Genomic DNA, 21,313 nt, shown 5'->3' with positions numbered 1-21,313 from the left:
ATACTAATCATCCGAAGCTTTCAAGAGCAAAAAATTGTTGTTTGTTCTTCAGACTAACTTCTTTCAATCATTGTCATTGTTTAGGCAGGGCGACCGAAACGGCATCCAAATAGCGAGAGCGAAGAGGGATACAAGTTAAGGGAAACCATGAGCATAAACATTATAAAATATTATATCAAGTAATCATCGCTAGAGTAGCAATACAAAAGCGAGCTCGATAAAGACATTTAGGTGCCTATATCGGTGGTGTCCACCTCTTCCCATTCCGAACAGAGAAGTTAAGCCCACCAGAGCCGATGGTACTGCGGTAACACGTGGGAGAGTAGGTCGGTGCCAAATCTTAAAGAAAGCCTTTCAGGAAACTGAGAGGCTTTTCTGGTTTTTAACCTTTTTTATTCACGGTGAGTTGGCGTTATCCCGCTCTTAGCTGACGATCTTTTTTAGAGGCAACTTTTCCCTGGTGATCAACGCAAGTCTTTCATACCTTACCGGCTAAAGCTGGTTTCATGATGAGTTGATGTTTGGGGTGATAAAATTGGAGGAGGGTATCTCTATACTCTCATTGTATGCGTAATCATATACTCCAGAAATTCAGCTGAGTTGATGCAATAGCTTTCAGGTGTCAGCATTCAAGCTGACGGGAAAGTATCATTTAGAATAATATATAGGAGAGAGACGTTACAGATATCCAGATAAACACAGCAAGCTTTTAATTGCATTAAAGAGTACAGGATACTTTTTAATGCAGTCGATTTCCACCAGCTTAGCCTAGTTCTATTTGCCTTCTAATACTCTCTTCCAGTGAGATCAGGGTTTCTGTTCTTTGGATTCCTTCAACAGCCTGTATCTCTTCGTTCAATACATGTCTCAAGTGGTTCGTATCCCTGCAGATGATCTTGGCGAACATACTATAAGCTCCGGTGGTATAATGGAGTTCTACCACTTCTTTGATCTTACTGAGCTGGGCAACGGCATCTTTATATTGTATACCTTTTTCCAGGTAGATTCCTAAAAAGGCACAAATATCATAACCAGCTTTTTGCGGATCAATAATCAAATGTGAACCTTTAATAATGCCCATTTCCTGGAGTTTTTTCATACGAACGTGTATTGTACCCCCTGAAACGATCAAATCTTTAGCAATTTCCGTATAAGGTTTCGTAGCATCCTGCATTAATTGCTTTAAAATATCAATATCAAGGTTATCAATCTCTAAATTTTGGCTTTCTTTTTTAAGCATGATTTCAAGTTATTCTAATTATGCTCCAATATAATTACAATAGTCATAATAATAAAATTAATTCATTAATATATTTGCAACGTATGGTAATGCTTGTTACATTTGTATCAAGCAAGAGCAAAAAAGTAGTTCTTTTTTACAATTGTTTACATTCTGTAGGGTGGTGGAACTGGCAGACGCACCTCCTTGTCTCGGTGGTGGAGAATTTGGAAAACCTGTAAAGGCTAACCACTCCTTGAAGGTTCGACTCCTTCCCCTACAGCAAAAGAATGCCGTTCTTTTTTTATTGTTGGGTGGTGAAACTGGCAGACACACCTCCTTGTCTCGGTGGTGGGGATCATGGGATAAACACAGTTTATGGGTTGACCACAAATTAATTTTTTGAACTGAGGCTAACTTCCCCTTGAAGGTTCGACTCCTTCCCCAACAGCCAGTTTTTTTATTAATAAGTTAGTTAATTAAGCAACCCGGAGGCGGGTTGCTTTTTTTATGCGCAAAAAAAGAGGCCTTCCCTTTTCAGGAAAGACCTCAGAGACGAATCTCTATCAGGTTAAACGCAGGCTAATCGCTTACCTTCATTCCATATTTTTCACTGAACTTTCTATCCAGCTGTTTATGCAGATTATCTAAATTGATATCCCTTCCCTGGATATAAGCCTTCTCTACATGATTGGTGATCATATCCAAGGCATCGCCGGAAGAGATAAATAAGGTAGCATCTTTTCCTGTTTCCAAACTGCCCGTGGTTTTTGAAATACCCAGCACTTTAGCCGTATTCAGGGTAATCTCTGAAAGTGCTTTTTCTTTGTCTAATCCCCAGGCTGCTACAGTACCCGCCATGAAAGGGAGATTCCTTTGTTGCCAGTAACCATCTATGCTGATTACCACATTGATCCCTGCATTGGCCAATACTGCCGCGTTTTTGTAAGGCATGTTGACATCATCGTCATTCTCGTTGGGGAGGGCATGCGGTTGTTTAACCACTACTGAAACTCCATTTTCCTTTAAAAAATCTATGATCCGGTATGCTTCATCACCGCCAACGATCACGGGTTTAATGTTATACTTCTTTGCAAAGTTTACAGCGTCCACAATATCTTTTTGTGAATCGGCACTAATGAACAACTGCTGTTTTCCATCAAACAGATGTTTCATCGCTGCAAAACGAGAATTGGTAACAGCAGGTTTGCTGATCGCTGCATAACCTTTTGCTTCAGCGAAGAAACCGTCCAGTTCGCTGATGGCATTTTGTTTGCGTTCTTCCAGCATCTCAGGTGTCTGCAACATGCGGTTGCCTCTGCCGCCGCCTCCTTCACCTCTTTGGCGTGGAATAGCTGGCCAGGTCATATGCATCGCATCATCGGCCCTGATGGCCGCATCTTCCCAGTTCCAGGCATCCAGCTGTACCACAGAAGAGCTCCCGGAAATGGTACCGCCTTCAGGAGTAATCTGGGCCATTAAAATACCATTACTTCTGAGCGTAGCCGGTACCTTTGAGTCTGTATTGTAAGCGATCAGGGAACGGATATGGGGATTGAAATTTCCAATCTCCTCATAATCCAGGGTAGCCTTAACGGAAGAAAATTCAATCAGGCCCAGATTGGTAATAGGAGCAATAAATCCCGGATATACCTGTTTGCCATCTGCTTTGATGACTATCACATCTCCCTGCGGCACCTGGCCATTGGCTGTTACGGACAGGATCTTCCCGTTGTTAAAAACGATTGTGCCATTCTGTATCACGGTACCATTACCTACATGTATCGTAGCCCCGGTGATGGCTATTGTTTTTGTTTGTTTAGCGGCAGGGGAAATATTGGCCTGGGCCAGGCAGCAAACTGTATTTACTGCAGTAAGCAGCAAAGTAAAAATATATTTATTCATGAGCTTTTACTCCTTCCATATCGTTTAATTCAGCAGAATAATCTTCGAGCGACTCGCAGTTGTAAATACGCGGTGCCCTTTTCGTTGCACGCTGTGTCTGAGCGCCCTTGGTTTTACTTTCAATCATCTTTTGTGCGAGCCTTGCTTTTTCTGATTGCTGTGTCACACGCAGTTGTGCGTCTTTGTCTATATCCCAGTAAAGCACGCCGTCTACAAAAGTTTTTTCGGCTTTGGCATAAATGGATAAAGGATTATCAGACCAAATTACTACATCGGCATCTTTACCAGCTTTTAGGCTACCTACACGGTTATCTACATGAAGCATTTTGGCTGGATTGAGCGTAACAAACTTCCAGGCTTCTTCTTGTGGTACATTGCCGTATAATATCGCTTTACCGGCCTCCTGATTTAGTCTGCGTGCCATTTCTGCATCATCTGAATTGAAAGCAGTAACGATACCGATGTTATGCATTATTTTTCCATTGTATGGAATCGCTTCAGCTACCTCAAACTTGTAAGCCCACCAGTCGGAGAAGGTAGAACCATTAATACCATGGGCCTTCATTTTGTCGGCCACTTTGTAACCTTCCAGGATGTGGGTAAAAGTATTGATCTTAAAGCCCATGCTGTCGGCTGTGTGGATCAGCATATTAATTTCCGACTGTACATAAGAGTGACAGGTGATGAACCGTTTGTTATCCAGGATCTCTACGATAGCATCCAGTTCCAGATCTTTACGTACCACACTCCCTTTAACCGCTAATTCTGCTTTGTATTCTTTAGCACGTGTAAACTCATCAATATAAGTTTGTTCTACGCCCATCCGCGTTACAGGGAAACGCATGCCCGAACCGAAGTTGCTTTGTTTTACATTTTCTCCCAGGGCGAATTTGATAAAGCCATCGTTGCCGCCAAATTTTAATTCTTCGGGAGTTTTACCCCAGCGTAATTTGATCAGCTGCGACTGTCCGCCTACCGGGTTGGCAGAACCATGCAGTAAATGTGAGGTGGTTACCCCGCCGGCAAGCTGTCTGTAAATATTTACATCTTCAGAATTGACCACATCGGCAATGCGTACTTCGGCTGATGAAGACTGTGCGCCTTCATTTACACCACCTGCTATAGCAATATGGGAATGTTCATCCACTATTCCGGATGTAACATGTTTGCCTGTGGCGTCGATTATTTTGGCGCCTCCGGCCGAAAGACCCTTGCCAACCGCTTTAATCTTGCCATTTTCAATGAGTACATCTGCATTTTGCAGGATACCTTCTTTTTCATTGGTCCATACAGTTGCGTTTTTCAGAAGGATGGTTTCCTGCTGAGGCGCAGTTTCAGTTCCAAAAGCACCGAAGGGGTAAATCAATTTACCTGTGGAGGGAACGGTTTTGGCATTGTCACTTTTAGGGGGCTCATTGTTAGCTTCTTTAAACTGGGCCGACCATTTTCCTCCGGTTCCATCCGCAAGGACAGATTCACCTCTCAATATCACCGGATTTTCTGAAGTCAGGTATCCACTTAACCGCACTCCTCCCGAGGGATTCTTTTTCAGGTTAAAGCTGATACTTACCCAGTCTCCATTACGGACAAAATTTGCATTTGTTTTTGTGGTGTCTGTTCCCTGCTGCTGAACGGTTGCAGTGGTGCCGTTAATTTTCAGGTTTAAGGTACCGATGTTATCTACAGTAAGGTTATAAATTCCTGTCAGCTGATTGATGTTCATTTTGCTGACCACATACCGTTTTCCCTGTACCCAATTTTCGTAGATCACATTGGTACTTTTAAACAGATCTTCTGAAGTAATGATAAAATTGGCAAGTTTGCCTTTTTCCAGCGTTCCCGCCTGGGCACTAATACCGATCATTTCTGCAGGGATTTCTGTGAGGGAAAGCAGGGCTTGTTTTTCTGTCAGGCCATTTTCAATGGCCGTGTGGATGTTGGTCCAGAAATCTTTCGGGTTGTCCAGTCCGTAGGAAGTTAAGGCAAACCTAATCCCGGCTTTCTCCAGCGCTGCCAGATTGCCGGGCGCCATTTCCCAGTTTTTCATTTGTGCCAGGGTGAGGTTCCTTGCCTCAGCGGGGTCTTCTACATCATAAGCTTTAATAAAATTTACCGGAACGATGAGACTGGAGCCTGTTGCTTTAACGGCATCGATGCGCTGGTATTCATCACCTGTTGATTTGATAATATACTGTTTGCCAAATTCTTTACCGATTTTGGCGGCACGGAGGATGTTTTGCCAGCCATCCACCTCAAAGATCTGGGGCAAGTTCTGCTGTTCATTAAAGTCTTTAAGGGAGATATTGTATTCTTTTTTCTGCTTGTTGTACCATTGCCCGTCATAATAGGTTTGGCGCAACAACGCGATAGAACCCATTAAGGAAGTTGGATAATCATTTTGAGAAGAACCTTTGTTAAAAGAGTAATTGGCAGCGGTTTGATCTTTCAGTATCACATTGTTTTCCCGCTCGTCACTGAGCGCCACGGCAGCAGAGGTGCCACGTGCAATACCATCGCGGTTAATGACGTTTACGCTTCCAAATCCGGCTTTACGCAGGTCGTCTGCTTTTTTCGTGTCAATAGTGAAAATATTCCTGACTTCTGTTTCGGGCCTGATGGCTTCATTCCAGTTGTAGGAACCTTTTTTTGTGGTTACAAAAATAGATCTTCTGGCTCCACCTCCTCCGCCGCCACCTTCAGGACGAACAGGTTCGGGTAATCCATAAGAAGTAAAAGGGTCGATCAGGGAAGGATAGATAAATTTCCCTTTAAGGTCGATCTGTACATATCCGTCGGGAACCTTTGTTCCTTGTGCTACGGACTGGATCGTTTGACCTTTCACCAGTAATGTCCCATTACTGATGGTTTGGTTAGCATTCACTATAATTGTGGCATTGGTGAAAGCAAATAACCCTGGCCTGGTATCATAAGATCCGTTGACAGGATAGGTTTGCTGACCAAATACAATTGCAGCTGAAAAAACTAACGCGAGCGTAAGTAGATTTTTCATCATTTTATAATTGTTTTTTAGCGGTTATGAAGATTGCATGAGCTTGCTCTTCTTTGGAGAGTTGTAAGCCTATGCAATTTTCATCAGAATAAAATTTTGGTTATGAAGCTTACATGGGCTTTATCCTTTGATTTGAGCGTTATGGGCTCATGAAAGGCTTCATGAATTAGTAAAGTTTAGGTAATGGTTTTAATTTAAGCAAAAAATGAGAAAGGACATTTTTATATCAAATTTTTTACCTGATTTTTGTGATGGTGGCTGGAAATCACTGCTAAACCTTGTATAATGATTATAAATGTCATTTATTAAAGATCATTTTTACGGGATTGGATTTATTCCTTATTTTTGAGAAAAAAAACTATGGGTATTTATGAAATCTTAAAGAGTGCACACTCTGGATGGCGTTATCTGGTGATCATTTTATTACTGATCGCTTTTATTAATGCATTAATGGGCTATTTTGGAAACAAACCTTATACCGAAGGCAGCCGTAAATTAAATGTTTTTGCATTGATCAGTGCGCATATCCAGCTGCTTTTAGGGTTAGCAATTTATTTTATGCACGACTGGTATAAAGGCGATATGTCTGTAGGTGTGCAGCGTTACTGGAAAATGGAACATATTTCGATGATGGTTATTGCGATCATCCTCATAACTGTGGGTAATGCACGCTCTAAAAAGAGAGACAGTGCCCGGTTGAAACACCTTACCATATTCATGTATTTCGGTCTGGCTTTGTTAATTATCACAGCGGCAATTTTAGCGATGGTAAAAGTTGATCCAAGCCGTCATTTATTTGGGATGTAATATTTTTTTACGATTTAATTTTGGTTTGTTGGATTTATTTCTATTTTTGCTATCCATGATTAGCAATAAACATACTTGGCAATGGCGCGGTAATTCTGAAAAGAGTTTCGTCGTAGCCCTGTGTACCTTATAGTTTATCAACCTAAACCAAACCACACATAACTAACCCGACGTAAACACGTCGGGTTTTTTGTTTTTATCAGCATATCACAATCATACAATGGAAAAAATCAAGATCAATACCATTTATAAGAAGAGACTGGCAGATACCATTACTCCGGTAAGTATCTATCTGCGTTTAAGAGATGTTTTTCCTAATACACTTTTACTCGAGAGTTCGGATTACCACAGCAGGGAGAACTCTGTCAGTTATGTTTGCGCAGAACCTGTAGCAGGAATTATACTACAGGGTGGCAAGCTGTCTTCTTATTTCCCAAATGGAGAAAAGGAAGTTAAAGAAAATTTCATCCTTACGGATGAAATTGAAGCTTTTAAAGCCAGGTTTGATGCACAGCCTGTAGAGGAGAAAAGATACATCTCTACAGGCCTGTTCGGCTATTTTACCTGGAATACAGTACAGTATTTTGAAGATATCAAATTTACGGCTAAAGCGCCTGCAAATGAGGAGATCCCTTTAATGCAGTATCATATCTATCGCTACATCATCGCTATAGACCATTTTAAGAATGAAGTGACCATCTTCAAAAATAATTTTAACGGGGAAGGAACTGACGACCTCGAAAGAATAGAATACCTGATCCAGAATAAAAACTTCCCGGAATATAGTTTTGATACGGTGGGGGATGAACATTCCAACCTCACCAATGAAGGTTTTATGGATATTGTAGAACGGATGAAAAAACATATCCTTAGAGGGGATGTCTTTCAGATTGTTCCTTCCCGTGCCTATAACCAGGGGTTTTCTGGTGATGAATTTAATGTTTACCGCTGTCTGCGTTCGATAAATCCTTCACCTTACCTGTTTTATTTCGATTATGGCAGTTTCAAACTCTTTGGCTCATCGCCCGAGGCACAGATCACCATTAAAAATGAGGTGGCTAATATCTTCCCGATAGCAGGTACCTTTAAGCGTACCGGAAATGATGAGGAAGATGCTGAACTGGCCAGGAAACTGGAACAGGACCCTAAGGAGAGTGCAGAACATGTGATGCTGGTTGACCTGGCGAGGAACGACCTGAGCAGGCATTGTAACCATGTGGAAGTAAAGTCTTTCAAAGAAGTGCAGTATTACTCGCACTTAATTCACCTGGTATCTAAAGTAAGCGGTAACCTGCAAAATGGAGTTTCTGCATTTAAAGTAGTGGCTGATACCTATCCGGCAGGGACGCTGAGCGGTGCACCAAAGTATAAAGCGATGCAGCTGATCGATGAATATGAAGGACTGGGGCGTAATTTTTACGCAGGGGCGATAGGATATATGGGATTTGGAGATGAATTTAACCATGCCATCATGATCCGTACATTTATGAGTAAAAATAACCAGTTGCATTACAGGGCTGGCGCAGGCATTGTAGCAGATTCAATTGCTGTCAATGAAATGAATGAAGTAAACAATAAGATTGCAGCTTTACGCAAAGCAATTGAAATGGCTAAAGGGATTAATCATATTTAACAGGGACATGCAAAAGAAAATATTGGTCATAGATAATTATGACTCGTTCACTTATAATTTAGTGCATTTAATAAATGAATTGGGTAGAGAAGCAGAAGTATGGAGAAACGATAAGTTTGCCCTGGAAGATGTGGCCCAGTTTGATAAAATATTATTATCTCCGGGGCCTGGCGTACCCGATGAAGCCGGTTTATTACTGGATGTGATCCGCACTTATGCACCTGAAAAAAGTATACTGGGTATTTGTTTGGGCCAGCAGGCTATTGCAGAAGCATTTGGCGGAACCTTATTAAATTTGGGCAGGCCAATGCATGGAGTAGCTACGCCAATTGATGTGATTGATAACACAGAATTGCTGTTTAAAGATTGTCCGGAAAGTATTAATGTAGGACGTTACCATTCCTGGGTAGTGAGCCAGGAAGGGCTTCCGGCTTGTCTGAAGGTTACTGCTACAGATGCCAGCGCAGAGATCATGGCTTTGAGACACGAAACCTATGATGTAAGAGGCGTGCAATTCCATCCGGAAAGTATATTGACAGAATACGGTAAACAGATGATGAAAAACTGGTTAGAAAACTAACCTATAAAATACATACGATGAATATTTTAGATAAAATCGTTCTCAGAAAAAAGGAAGAGGTTGAACAAGCTAAAAAACTGGTCTCTATTGAGGAACTTGAAAAGGGAGTTTATTTTAACAGAACACCCTATTCCCTGAGGGAATTTATGCTGGACCCGGCAAGGACGGGCATTATAGCAGAGTTTAAACGCCGTTCTCCATCTAAAGGAATTATCAACGATCATTCTTCAGTGGTAGAGGTAACCAATGGTTATGCTGCCGCAGGGGCTTCGGCTATTTCTGTTTTGACGGATATGGATTTTTTTGGCGGTCATCCTAATGACCTGCTGGAAGCAAGGGCGGCCAATAGTGTGCCGTTGCTGCGCAAGGATTTTATGATTGACGAATATCAGATCGTGGAGGCAAAGGCATTAGGAGCAGATATTATCTTATTGATAGCTGCCATTCTGACACATGAACAAATTGATACTTTTAGTCTTTTGGCAAAGGACCTTGGATTAAATATCCTGCTGGAAGTGCACAATGCGGAAGAACTGAAAAGAAGTATGAATCCTCTGATTGATGCGATTGGAGTGAATAACCGTAACCTGGGAGATTTTTCTGTCGATATTCAGACCTCATTCGACCTGATCAAAAAAATTCCGAATCAGTTTTTAAAGGTTTCGGAGAGTGCGATCAGTGATCCAAAGATCATTAATGAACTTAAATCGGCCGGATTTAACGGATTCCTGATTGGAGAGAATTTTATGAAGACTTCCAATCCCGGAGCAGCGATGCAGCAATTTGCAGAAGAGATGATCTCGGTATAACTTTTGTATCTTTGTATATATACGATGGGAAAAGCGAAAACTTATGATACCGCGGTTAAACAGGAACGTGCAGTACTGGTAGGCGTGATCAGACCGGGAGAAAAACCGGAGCAAACAAAAGAATATTTAGATGAACTGGCATTTTTAGTAGATACCGCAGGTGGCGTAGTGGATCATACATTTACGCAAAAAATGCTGAAACCAGACCGTGGTACTTTCGTTGGTACAGGAAAGCTGGAAGAAATAAGGGCCTACGTTCAATCGGAAGAAATTGATATGGTAGTTTTTGATGATGAACTTTCACCATCACAACTCCGTAATATAGAACGTGAACTGGAAGTAAAAGTTCTGGACAGGAGTAACCTGATCCTGGATATTTTTGCTGGCCGTGCACAAACTTCGCAGGCTAAAACTCAGGTAGAGCTGGCACAATTACAATATTTATTACCGCGACTGACCCGCTTGTGGACTCACTTGGAGCGCCAGAAAGGTGGGATTGGTATGCGCGGGCCGGGTGAAACGCAGATTGAGAGTGACAGGAGGATGATTTTGGAAAAGATCTCCCTGTTAAAGGAGCGGTTGAAGCTGATTGATAAACAAAACGAAACACAACGGAAAAACCGGACAGAGTTGATCAGGGTTGCCTTGGTTGGTTATACCAACGTAGGAAAATCTACGATCATGAATATGCTGTCTAAATCGGAAGTGTTTGCAGAGAATAAATTGTTTGCCACTTTAGATACTACCGTGAGAAAAGTGGTGATCGACAATCTTCCTTTTCTATTGTCTGATACCGTTGGGTTTATCAGGAAATTGCCCCATCACCTGGTGGAATGTTTTAAATCTACACTGGATGAGGTTCGGGAAGCCGATATCCTGATTCACGTGGTAGATGTATCGCATACCAGCTTTGAAGAACAGATCAATGTGGTGAACGAAACTTTAAAAGAACTTGGCGCAAGGGATAAACATACCATCGTTGTTTTTAACAAGATCGATGCCTATGTGAGTCCGGAGGTTGATGAAGAAAATGAAGACGAGAAGGTAACGTTAACGCTGGAAGATTTTAAACGAAGCTGGATGGCGCAGAACAATGCCCCGGCGTTATTTATATCAGCACTGCATAAGGAGAACCTGGAAGAGTTTAAACAGTTGTTATATACTACTGTGGTAGAACTTCATACGGCGCGTTATCCTTATGACAAATTATTATATTAAATAAAAGATCACAAAATCATGGAAAGTAAACGTCAACAGAAATTTGCTGGTGTACTGCAAGAGGAGTTAGCTACAATATTTCAGAGAGAAGGAGCAGAGTACCTACCCAATACACTGGTTACGATTACAAAAGTTCGTGTATCTCCTGATCTGGCCGTAGCAAAGGTTTACCTGAGTTTTCTGGCTACCAACAATACAGGTTTATCTATTGCAACGGTAAACTCTCATGCCAGTGAGATCAGGTATAAACTGGGCACACGCATCCGCCATCAGGCAAGGGTAGTGCCTACCCTTACTTTTTTTCTGGATGATACCAATACTTATGTAGAACATATGGATAAGATTTTTGATAAAATCTCCAGGGAACGTAAGGAAGAAGGTAAAGAGGAAGAAGAAACAGAAGATTAATCATGGCTGCAGCACCTCTTGAAAAGCTAAAGGTATGGCTGCTGAAAAATAAAGATCAGATCAGCAGGGTAGTGGACTTCAATCCTGCTGCTGATCTGTTGTTGCCTTTTGATTTTACGGCTGACAATAAAGAGCTGACCGCTGAAGTACTGAATGATACGGCAGTTTTTTCCTCCTGGATAGCGCATAAGCTGGAAGAGGCACATTGCCGTTATGGTGTTGGAGGCTACAATGAGCACCGTACGATCTATAACCGCAGTGCACATTTTAATACGGAGGAAGAACCCCGGCGGTTGCACCTGGGTGTAGATATCTGGGCAGAGGCAGGAACACCCGTTTATAATTTCTATGAAGCGGAAGTACACAGCTTTCAAAACAACAATCAGTTTGGCGATTATGGCGGAACGATCATCTTAAAATATAATCTGGATGGCCTGACAGTATATGCCCTTTATGGACATTTGAGTGTGGCTTCTATTGCCGGGCTAACGGAAGGGCAGGTTATTCCCACAGGGCAGATGTTTGCTTTTTTAGGAATTTCGGAAGAGAATGGAAACTGGCCGCCCCATCTGCATTTTCAGCTGATCTTTGATTTGGAAGATAAAAAAGGAGATTATCCTGGTGTATGCCAGTTCTCCAAAAGAGAAGTTTATTTAAACAACTGTCCAGATCCGGGATTAATTCTGGAGTCTACTTTTAACTAGGCAGGTTTAACAATTATAGTTATCGCAGCTGGCAATAACCGGGCATCGATCTGTCTCACTTTCCCCATATATTCTCCGTCTACCTGAAAATGTGCTGCATGTTTGGTGGTGATACGCATTTCACTGGCATGGAAAAGTTCAATTTTTTCAGCATTAAAAGGAAGATTGGTAAAACGTATTTTGAAGATTTCCAGAAAGGAATACTGCTTTACCAGGATTACTTCAAAAACATCATCATCCAATTTGCCCTCAGGGTTGATCACTACACCAGTTCCATAGCGGGTGGCATTGGCAATGACTACCATTGCGGCTTCAGACCGGATGGTTTGTGTTCCAATGTTGATCTCTACTTCCATCCGGTGATGGCTCCATAACGCTTTCCAGGCAGCCCGTGCATAACCCAGCATCCCTCTTTGTGACAGGTCGTCAAATTTTTTAACGATATAGGCATTAAAGCCGATATCCGATAGATGGATACAAAGTTCGTTATTCACCAGTACCGCATGGATTTCTTTAGGTTCACCGTTTACAGCCAGTTCCAGCGCGTCCTGTATGATAGTAGGGATACCCAGTTCTTTTGCCATTCCATTGGCAGAACCGGCAGGAATAATTGCAATAGGGGTTTTTGTTCCCTGCAGGCATTCTGCTACGAGTTTCAGCGTTCCATCTCCGCCAACGGCGATGACACGGTCGGCCATTGACGCAGTGATCACTGGTTTAAGTTGATCCTGGTTATGGTTCCCGGATAGTTCATAGATTTCAAAATGATGTTCCCCGGATTTAAAAAAATCTGTGATCACCGTTTTGAAATCTGTATCGTCGCTTCCCGAACCCGGGTTAACAATAAAAAGTAATTTCATTTCAGTGATTTTAATTTCGTTACATTGTTTAACAGACAAACAACTTCTTCTATGCTCTGTTTGGTTTATGATGAATAATTCTGTCAGTGTAAAGATATATCATGGTTACGGCCATACCCATAACCTGGTATTATATGGCCATGCTTTTAGATTCAGGGCGAAAAGTGAACAGCAATACAGTAATAATTTTTGGGTGAACATCAGGTATCTGCTCCGGTTATTTATTTTAAAACCCTATCCCCAGGCTAAAGTAAGGCTCAGTTTTTATGATCAGGTGATTTTTCAGACCACAGAATATGATGGATTTTTTAAGTTTGAATGGGAGGCTACAAATAATCTTTCTGCCGGATGGCATCCTGTTCAAGTGTCCGTTATTGGTGAGGGGGGAGAGATCCTCGCAGAAAATACCGGTGATGTTTATGTACCGCATATTACCCAGTATGCTTTTATTTCTGATATTGACGATACGGTAATGATCTCTCATTCTGCGAGTATTGGGAGGCGATTGCGTGAATTGTTCATTAAGAACCCGCATACCCGGAAAACTTTTCCCGGGGCCGCCGCACATTATAACCTGCTGGCTTATTCGCATACTGATGCAGGTCATCCTAATCCTTTTTTCTACGTTTCCAGCAGTGAGTGGAATTTATATGATTACCTGGTAGAAACTTTCCGTTTTAATAAATTGCCTGAAGGGGCTTTTTTGCTGAACCAGCTTAAAAGGTGGAGCGATTTGTTAAAAACTGGTAAGACGGGCCATGAAGGTAAACTCATCCGCGTAATGCGTATTTTGGATGCTTTTCCTAACCAGAAGTTTGTTTTTTTTGGGGACAACTCACAGCGCGACCCGGATATATATGCCTCGATTGCTTTAAAATATCCAAAAAACATAGAAGCGATCTATATCCGGAACATCAGGCCGAGCAGGGAAAAAGCAACGCGGGAGATTTTAAAAAAAGTAGAGGAAGAGCAGCAGATCCGTACCTGTCTTTTTATCGACAGCCATGAGGCGATCGATCATTCCGTGAACATCGGGCTGATCAGCGATTAGATAAAGTCGAGCGTGTTAAACCGCTTGTTTAATACCTGCCCATTATTAACATCCAGCCATTTATCCAGTATCGTACCGTAGACCTCCCTGAAATCTATCTGGTATTTTAAATCCCCGTTATCCAGATTCGCCAGGTTGGGTGCCGGATTAAAGATTCCCTGTTTTTTCAGCTTTCCGCCAAATACAAACATATTGTTGGCTGTACCGTGATCTGTGCCGTTGCTGGCATTCTGTGCTACCCGGCGGCCAAATTCGGAAAAGGAAATGACCAGTGTATCGTCCAGTTTATTGTTTTGTTTCAGGTCTTTGATAAAAGCATTCATGCCTTCTGCATATTGCTGCAACAAACGCCCTTGCTGGTTATTTTGGTTAACATGGGTATCAAAACCACTCAGAGAAACATAATATACCCTCGTTTTTAGTCCCGAGCAGATAAAGTTGGCTACAGTTTTCAGCTGATTGGAAAAGGCAGTAGCAGGATAGGTATAGTTGGGATGATACAATTTGGAGGTATTCTGGATATAACTTGCCGAAGAGGAGGTTTCGATCATGGTTTTGTACAGGTAACCGAGGTTATCTTCATCCAGGTGTTCTTTGTCGCTATTAACCATTTCCCTGAAAAAGGGTTCATTGGTATTACGGAATAAAGTAGCGGGATCTTTTAAAGCGATTCCTTTTTTACCAGCTCCTTTCATTGCCAGGGAGAGGCTGTCATCTACTTCAATAGCCGTATAGGGAAACTTACAGGTTTCACAATTGGAATCCAGGTAACGGCCTATCCAGCCGGTAGAAAGATATTGGTTGGCATCACTCGCTGTCTGCCAGATATCCATAGAACGAAAATGCGAGCGGTCGGGATTTGGATAACCTACATCATTGATAATAGACATCCATCCCTGATCATATAATTCCCGCAGGCAATTGAGGTTAGGGTTTAACCCCTGCATATCGTTCAGCTTAATTACTTCATCTTTGGGAATGGCAATGTTTTTTCTCATCTGGTAATAGATGTCATTTCCAAAAGGGACTACGGTATTCAGTCCGTCGTTACCTCCGGAAAGCTGCACCACCACCAGGTTTTTGTACAGGCTCAATTCATCCAGTGCCAATGCTTCAAATGGTTTCATGAAAGCTGGAACAACAAATGTACCGGCTGCTGCAAAGGCTGCGTTTCTTAAAAAATCTCTTCTTTCCATGGTCTGATCATTAACACAATTGGTATTCGGGCATGCTGGTTACTGCGATGGCTGTATTCTTTAGATGGGTATTTCTGTCTACCAGGTCGCTGATCTTTTTACCTATAGCTGGTTCCAGGAGAAAAGCGGCGAGTTCGGCCTGTTTCATGTCTTTGGGCAGGCTGGCTAGAAACTGATCCCAGTTGGCCTGCGCATTGATATAAGATTTTACAGGTTTCGGTTTAGCCTTTCTGTTCAGTGCTATTACCGCTTCATCTTCGGGATCTGCCTTGCCTTCAAAATCGAGGATGCCATCATTTAGCACGAGCGAAGGTATTTTCATACGCAGCATTAGAGAGGAGCTATCGATCCAGTTCCTTCCGCCGGGCCACCCGGCAACATTGGGCGGGTTAAATAGATATTGCCCTAGACTGCTTTGGAGCTGTATTAATATTTGTGGTTTATTGTAAGTTACCTTAAATTCCCTGCTGAGGCCGACAAGAAATTCTACCGGTGATTTTATTTTATTGCCCATATTTTCCGGGTGATAAAACCAGTCGGCAGTAAACATTTTTTTCATGACGGCACTGATATCATATTTCTGGTCGTAAAAATAACCGGCCAGCTCCTGGATATGATGAGGATCTGGCGTATCATTCACAAAAAAAACATAGAGTTTGCGGCAGATAAATGTGGCTGTTTCTGTTTTTTGCAGTATTTTATCAATAATGTCTTCGCCGGTGAAAGCACCTGTCTGGCCAAAAAATACTTTAGGCTGGTCATCATGCACTTTCGGGTTAAATTCGAACTCACTATTTTTATTGTAGGCCCATCCTGTAAAAGAGCGGGCAGCTTCTTTCACATCGGCTTCTGTATAATTTCCCCGGCCCAGGGTAAACAGCTCCATTAGTTCCCTGGAAAAATTTTCATTGGGATGTCCCTTCCTGTTCTGCTGGTTATTCAGGTAATCGAGCATCGCGGGAGATTTGGAGACTTCCATCAGTAAGGTCCTAAAGTTTCCCAGGGCATTATCCCGCTGGATATTGTTCAGCTGCTGATCATAAAAAGGGTTATTGGAGCGGCAGGAGAAATGACCATGCCAAAAGAGCGTCATCTTTTCCAGCAAAGGATTTTCTGTAGCGATCATCTGCTGTACCCAGTTAATATTCAGGTCCCGGTTCTTCTCGTTGCGGGTTTTGGTGATCTCTTCACGCTGTTGTTTTTCTTCGGGCGTCTGTTCTTTTTTACCGTTCAGACTGGCGAGGAGCAATTGCTGGGCCTTAAATTCTTCGACGGTTACGGTATGCAGTTCTGCCCCCAGCTGTATCGGCATAAAAAGTTTGTCGACAGCTTTACTCCATCTTTTCCTGCTCAGCTGGTGAAGATCAGGATAAGAAATGCCGAAACCGGCCCTATTGTACAAATGTTTAATATTGACAAAATTATCTTTTCTGTCCATAATTATTGTTGTTAGTACATAAGTCTGACTGTTATAGTGCTTATAGGTTTAAATCTTTATTTTTGTGCATGATATTTCAGTTAACTGAAGAGCTTATATTTCCTCTTCCCACCCTGGCAGAGCCAGACGGGCTACTGGCAATAGGCGGAGATCTGAGCGCAGAAAGACTCCTTTTAGCCTATAGCAATGGCATTTTTCCCTGGTTTAGTGAAGGCGATCCGATTTGCTGGTTTGCCCCGCATGAGCGTTGTGTTATTTTTCCGGAGAAAATAAAGGTAAGCAAAAGTATGCGTAAGATTCTTTCGGATGCTGTTTTTACGGTAACGATGGACAAAGCTTTTGTGGAGGTGATCATGAATTGTGCAACAGCTCCAAGAAAAGATCAGGATGGTACCTGGATCACTACGGCGATGCAGGAGGCTTATACCAATCTTCATCGTAAGGGATTGGCACGTAGTGTAGAAGTATGGTATGGCGAAACCCTGGTAGGCGGTTTGTATGGTTTGGAGCTAAATGGCGTGTTTTGTGGTGAAAGCATGTTCAGCCTGATGAGCAACGCTTCGAAAACGGCCCTGATCTGGTTAAGCCGGCAGCCGAAGTACAAACTGATCGATTGCCAGCTGCCCAATGACCACTTAATGAGTTTGGGCGCTGAGATGATGCCTGGAGAAATTTATACTGCAATTTTGCAGGAGCAGCTATAAATTAATTGAGTATTTCCCAGATATCTTCTTTGCTCAGTGACTTAAAGAAACTTTCTTCTGTAGTGATCAGCGAGCTTGCCAGTCGCTTTTTGCGGTTTTGCAGGGCCAGGATCTTTTCTTCTACGGTATCTTTAGCGATGAATTTATAGATAAAGACTTTTTTGTCCTGCCCGATACGGTGTGAGCGGTCAATTGCCTGCTGCTCTACAGCTGGGTTCCACCATGGGTCCAGGATAAATACATAATCTGCCTGCGTTAAGTTTAAGCCTACGCCACCTGCCTTAATGGAAATCAGAAAAACTTTTATCGACGTATTTTCCTGGAACTCTGAAACAATTTCACCGCGGTTTTTTGTAGAGCCGTCCAGGTAAGCAAAAGGAATATTTTCGGTTTCAAAATGCTGTTTAAAGATACTCAGGTGTTTTACAAATTGAGAAAATATCAATACTTTATGGCCACCCTTGAGTACATTATCCAGTGTATGGATCACATTTTCAAATTTTCCAGAATCTGACAGGTACGTTTCATCTATCATTCTGGGATGGTTGGCCAGTTGGCGCAACGCTGTTAAACCCTGCAGCAGCTGCACTTGTTTTTTGGCATAGGTACCATCGTCCATACTGCTTAGCAGGTCATTCCGGTAAGCGGACTTTGTTTTTTCGTAATATGCGGCCTGATCTTCGCTCATATCGCAATAAAAGATCTGTTCTGTTTTTGCGGGCAATTCTTCGGCTACCTGTTCTTTGGTACGTCTGAGCACAAATGGCTTAATAATGGCCTGCAGTTTTTTTGCCTTGTCTTCGTCTTTTCGCTTTTCTATAGCCTGTACATATTCTTCATTGAAAAAGGCCTGCGTGCCCAATAAACCGGGATTCAAAAAAGTAAGCTGTGTCCATAGGTCGGACACTGAATTTTCTACAGGTGTACCGCTCAGTATCAGTTTATGTCTTGATTTTAGCTGGCGTACAGATTTAAATGATTTAGAAGAAGGGTTTTTAATATTCTGGCTTTCATCCAGGATGATATAATTAAAATAGAAATCCTGGATTTCATTGACATCTACCCTGGTAATGCCATAAGTAGTGATCACGATATCGTAATTAATAAACTGGCTTACATCTTTGTTTCTTGTGCTGCCGGTATGGGCCAGGATTTTCAGCTTGGGGGTAAACTTCTTTGCCTCGTTAAGCCAGTTATAGATCAGCGAGGTGGGCATGATGATCAATGAGGTACTCTGGGTTTGGTTTTGCTCGTCTTCTTCTTTTAGCTTTTGCAGCATGGCCAGGGTCTGAATAGTTTTACCTAAACCCATATCGTCTGCCAGGCAGCCCCCAAAGTTATATTCTCTGAGAAAGCTAAACCAGTTGTAACCTGCTTTTTGATAACTTCTCAGCTCGCCCTTAAAATGGACGGGCATTTGCGTATCGGCTATATTTTCGAAATCGTTTAACTTCTGCAGTTTACGCTGCAGGGTTACATTGGCAATTCCATCCTGCGCCAGGTCGTTGATCAGCCCGATGTGGTGTTTCTTTAATTTTAGCGCATGTCCTCCGTCAGACAGGCTGAATAAACTACCATATTGAGAGAACCATTTTTCGGGGATGATCGCAATGGTGCCATCGGGCAGCGGAAATTCCCTTTTTTTATGCAGGATATGCTGTTTTAAAGAAATGAAAGGGACGGGATGGATACCGAAATAAACGATGGCATTGATGTCAAACCAGTCGTTATCTTCCTTGATCTCAAAATCAATTTTATTGGAGGCAAAGAGGAATTTTTTATTTCCTGTGGATTGCTCTATCGCATATCCTTTTTCTTTGAGCTGTTCAATATGTTCGTTTACCCAGTTCAGGATACCATAAGACAGGTCTTCGCCTTCTGCGGGGATGTTCAGTTCCAGGTTATAAAAAAGAGGACTTACTTTTTTCAATCCCATTTTTAATAATTCCGCATATTTATGTTTCTCCAGGGCCGTATCTCTTTTAACACGGGTGAAGACATAGTTATTTTCCTGTTTTTCTACATGGACAGTAACTTTTTTCTCGTTGCCCAAAGCAAAAACATATTCGCCATATTTGAAATACAGCTGCAGCTGAGAAATGCCCCCTTCCACATAAATGACCTTCAAAATGGCAGAGGGTTCGTGTTTCTCGGTTTTGATGTCGAAACCTTCTGCATAAACATGATACCGCTCAATTAAAGGTGCAACAAATTTTTCAAAGTAAGTTTCCTCTTTGGCAGTGGGTATGGTGATGTAACGTTTATTTAAAAAAGGAACCAGTTTTTTACCTTCGAAATCCTGTTCAAAGAAGTAAAGTACATCATTTAGCAGCAGCCATGCAGGCTGATTGCTGATCACCTGTGCTTCTTTAAACATAAAGTCAATGCGCAGGCCCTGGTATTTTATAGTTGGAAAGTAGCGTGTTTCCTCTTCATTTCTCCTGAAGTGAAATAAGATAGTAGTTGGTTCTGTAGCCAGTTCAATAGTTCGTTCTGCAGGCCATCCATCTTTATCCATTAGATACAATGCATTTCCTTCTTTCAGCATTTCCAGTACTTCGGCCAGTTTCTTTTCAATTTTTGGGCGTACAGCTTCATAGAACTTATCGTCATAAAATTTACTGAAAAACTCGAAAGGCCTGATGGCTTTTTTATGGTACTTTTTAATGACGTGATCCTGCTCTGTTTCATCGAGGATCTTAATGATTTTAATATCTGTTTCCGTCAGGTGTTTGCTGAATTCTTTCGCTGTATGGCTAAAAATCCGCTGGTAAGTCAATGAAAAATCACCCTGGGGGTTAAGCTGAACGATATGTGGTTCAATTAAATAGCCTAAATACTCATGCTTGCACAGGGAATAAACGATTTTGCAGGGTTTAGAGCTATCTACACGTAACATGAGCGAATATGATATAAAAAAGGAAAGTTAAAACTTATTAAATCTTTAAACATACATCAAATTTGAATTGCGGTCAAATAGAAAGGTAATAAAGATTATTTTTTTATGCCTGTTGGTCGAAAAATATTGCGTGTTTGTCGGATTTGAACGCAGAATGATATAAAAGGCCGAAATATCGTGCAACGTGCTATGGGACATTGCGTCTCAGTTGTAAACCATATATAAAGAACGGATTACAAAAATTAAAATCATGAAAAATTCATTAAAAACAAAACTTCATCTGGCATTGACGGCTATTATGCTGATGGGTTCAGTACTTACTGCAGCAGCTGCACTAAGTAAAGAGGTAACGGTAGGTGCTCCCAATCTGCCCATCAGAAGAATTACTGTAACTGGTAACACCAAGGTTATTGTTATTCAAAGCAGCACTGATTGGGTAATGATGGATGATGACGATATAGATAAAGTGTCATTGAAACAGGCAGGAGATGAGTTGCGCATCAGCTCGACAGAAAAAACACCTGTAACGGTGACCGTACATGTGAGGGAGATCTTTCGCATAACAGCCGCGAATACGGCCAGTATAAGAACATTAGGGAAATTGAAGATGAGATATCTACAGCTGATACTGAAGGATGAAGCTGTAGCGATGATTAAAACCACTACAGAAAGTTTATATTCTGTGATTAATGACCATGCGAGTTTAGAATTACTCGGCTCTACACAAACGCATATTTTAAGGGCAAATAGACTAGCTAAACTTAAAACAGACAAGTTTGCTGCCGTGGTTACACAACCTGATTCTTCAGGAACCGAAGATTTGGCCATGAATAGCGGCCTTAAGCCAAAAAAATAATAGTCTGTTTGTCGAA

17 protein-coding genes, 2 tRNA genes and 1 rRNA gene are annotated in these 21,313 nt (G+C 41.9%); 13 read left to right on the top strand and 7 right to left on the bottom strand.

From position 1 onward, the window contains the following. The first annotated feature begins 227 nt into the window (after window positions 1-227). Window positions 228-339, top strand: a 5S ribosomal RNA gene (gene rrf / locus GSQ84_RS18290). A gap of 424 nt (window positions 340-763) precedes the next feature. Here the strand turns inward: rrf and GSQ84_RS18285 are convergent. After that, window positions 764-1,240 (bottom strand): Lrp/AsnC ligand binding domain-containing protein, encoded by a 477-nt coding sequence (locus GSQ84_RS18285; protein WP_158798703.1) that lies wholly within the window; start codon window positions 1,238-1,240, stop codon window positions 764-766. Between the two features lie 154 nt (window positions 1,241-1,394). Between GSQ84_RS18285 and GSQ84_RS18280 the strand changes: the two genes are divergently transcribed. Then, window positions 1,395-1,502 (top strand) — tRNA-Asp (locus GSQ84_RS18280). Between the two features lie 25 nt (window positions 1,503-1,527). Next, window positions 1,528-1,673, top strand: a tRNA-Asp gene (locus tag GSQ84_RS18275). 128 nt (window positions 1,674-1,801) lie between these two features. On the opposite strand, the gene GSQ84_RS18270 is transcribed toward GSQ84_RS18275, so the two are convergent. Continuing rightward, window positions 1,802-3,124 carry an amidohydrolase family protein gene (locus GSQ84_RS18270; protein ID WP_158798702.1) on the bottom strand — a complete coding sequence of 441 codons (1,323 nt, stop codon included), beginning with the start codon at window positions 3,122-3,124 and terminating at the stop codon, window positions 1,802-1,804. Continuing rightward, complete coding sequence (locus GSQ84_RS18265) at window positions 3,117-6,137, bottom strand: amidohydrolase family protein (protein WP_158798701.1); 3,021 nt, start codon at window positions 6,135-6,137, stop codon at window positions 3,117-3,119. The genes GSQ84_RS18270 and GSQ84_RS18265 overlap by 8 nt, the downstream gene beginning before the upstream one ends. Window positions 6,138-6,479: 342 nt before the next feature. Here GSQ84_RS18265 and GSQ84_RS18260 point away from each other — a divergent pair, with 342 nt between their 5' ends. From GSQ84_RS18260 to GSQ84_RS18230, 7 genes are all read left to right on the top strand, one after another. Next, window positions 6,480-6,941 (top strand): cytochrome B, encoded by a 462-nt coding sequence (locus GSQ84_RS18260; protein WP_254070903.1) that lies wholly within the window; start codon window positions 6,480-6,482, stop codon window positions 6,939-6,941. A gap of 220 nt (window positions 6,942-7,161) precedes the next feature. Continuing rightward, window positions 7,162-8,574 carry an anthranilate synthase component I family protein gene (locus GSQ84_RS18255; RefSeq protein ID WP_158798700.1) on the top strand — a complete coding sequence of 471 codons (1,413 nt, stop codon included), beginning with the start codon at window positions 7,162-7,164 and terminating at the stop codon, window positions 8,572-8,574. A gap of 7 nt (window positions 8,575-8,581) precedes the next feature. Further along, the gene (locus tag GSQ84_RS18250; protein WP_158798699.1) at window positions 8,582-9,154 is read left to right on the top strand and encodes an aminodeoxychorismate/anthranilate synthase component II; all 573 of its coding nucleotides are present in this window, start codon (window positions 8,582-8,584) and stop codon (window positions 9,152-9,154) included. A 17-nt stretch (window positions 9,155-9,171) separates the two neighbouring features. Further along, entirely contained in the window at window positions 9,172-9,963 is a 792-nt protein-coding gene (trpC, locus tag GSQ84_RS18245; protein WP_158798698.1) for an indole-3-glycerol phosphate synthase TrpC, read from the top strand. A gap of 24 nt (window positions 9,964-9,987) precedes the next feature. Beyond that, window positions 9,988-11,181 (top strand): GTPase HflX, encoded by a 1,194-nt coding sequence (hflX, locus tag GSQ84_RS18240; protein ID WP_158798697.1) that lies wholly within the window; start codon window positions 9,988-9,990, stop codon window positions 11,179-11,181. Between the two features lie 18 nt (window positions 11,182-11,199). Then, on the top strand, window positions 11,200-11,589 hold the full coding sequence (locus GSQ84_RS18235; protein ID WP_158798696.1) for a ribosome-binding factor A: 390 nt from the start codon (window positions 11,200-11,202) through the stop codon (window positions 11,587-11,589). A gap of 2 nt (window positions 11,590-11,591) precedes the next feature. Then, window positions 11,592-12,293: a peptidoglycan DD-metalloendopeptidase family protein gene (locus GSQ84_RS18230; protein WP_158798695.1), complete on the top strand. Its 702-nt coding sequence runs from the start codon at window positions 11,592-11,594 to the stop codon at window positions 12,291-12,293. Here the strand turns inward: GSQ84_RS18230 and GSQ84_RS18225 are convergent. Then, window positions 12,290-13,153, bottom strand: a complete 864-nt coding sequence (locus tag GSQ84_RS18225; protein ID WP_158798694.1) for a diacylglycerol kinase family protein — start codon at window positions 13,151-13,153, stop codon at window positions 12,290-12,292. The two genes, GSQ84_RS18230 and GSQ84_RS18225, sit on opposite strands and share 4 nt — an antisense overlap. 67 nt (window positions 13,154-13,220) lie before the next feature. On the opposite strand from GSQ84_RS18225, the gene GSQ84_RS18220 reads away from it, so the two are divergent. After that, window positions 13,221-14,204 (top strand): App1 family protein, encoded by a 984-nt coding sequence (locus GSQ84_RS18220; protein ID WP_254070902.1) that lies wholly within the window; start codon window positions 13,221-13,223, stop codon window positions 14,202-14,204. Here GSQ84_RS18220 and GSQ84_RS18215 read toward each other — a convergent pair. Together GSQ84_RS18215 and GSQ84_RS18210 are read right to left on the bottom strand one after the other, a co-directional pair. Next, the gene (locus GSQ84_RS18215) at window positions 14,201-15,400 is read right to left on the bottom strand and encodes a DUF1501 domain-containing protein (RefSeq protein ID WP_158798693.1); all 1,200 of its coding nucleotides are present in this window, start codon (window positions 15,398-15,400) and stop codon (window positions 14,201-14,203) included. The two genes, GSQ84_RS18220 and GSQ84_RS18215, sit on opposite strands and share 4 nt — an antisense overlap. A 10-nt stretch (window positions 15,401-15,410) precedes the next feature. Next, window positions 15,411-16,838, bottom strand: coding sequence for a DUF1800 family protein (locus GSQ84_RS18210; RefSeq protein ID WP_254070901.1), 1,428 nt, complete (start codon window positions 16,836-16,838; stop codon window positions 15,411-15,413). A gap of 68 nt (window positions 16,839-16,906) precedes the next feature. Here GSQ84_RS18210 and aat point away from each other — a divergent pair, with 68 nt between their 5' ends. Continuing rightward, entirely contained in the window at window positions 16,907-17,542 is a 636-nt protein-coding gene (gene aat / locus GSQ84_RS18205; RefSeq protein ID WP_158798692.1) for a leucyl/phenylalanyl-tRNA--protein transferase, read from the top strand. Window position 17,543: 1 nt separating this feature from the next. Here aat and GSQ84_RS18200 read toward each other — a convergent pair whose 3' ends face one another. Next, on the bottom strand, window positions 17,544-20,441 hold the full coding sequence (locus GSQ84_RS18200; protein WP_158798691.1) for a DEAD/DEAH box helicase: 2,898 nt from the start codon (window positions 20,439-20,441) through the stop codon (window positions 17,544-17,546). Window positions 20,442-20,691: 250 nt separating this feature from the next. On the opposite strand from GSQ84_RS18200, the gene GSQ84_RS18195 reads away from it, so the two are divergent. Continuing rightward, complete coding sequence (locus GSQ84_RS18195) at window positions 20,692-21,297, top strand: GIN domain-containing protein (RefSeq protein WP_158798690.1); 606 nt, start codon at window positions 20,692-20,694, stop codon at window positions 21,295-21,297. Window positions 21,298-21,313: the final 16 nt, after the last annotated feature.

This window comes from Pedobacter sp. L105, from assembly GCF_009765875.1.
Taxonomy (GTDB): Bacteria; Bacteroidota; Bacteroidia; order Sphingobacteriales; family Sphingobacteriaceae; genus Pedobacter.
Note: the sequence above shows the minus strand (reverse complement) of the source record. Positions and strands in the feature narration are given on the sequence as shown.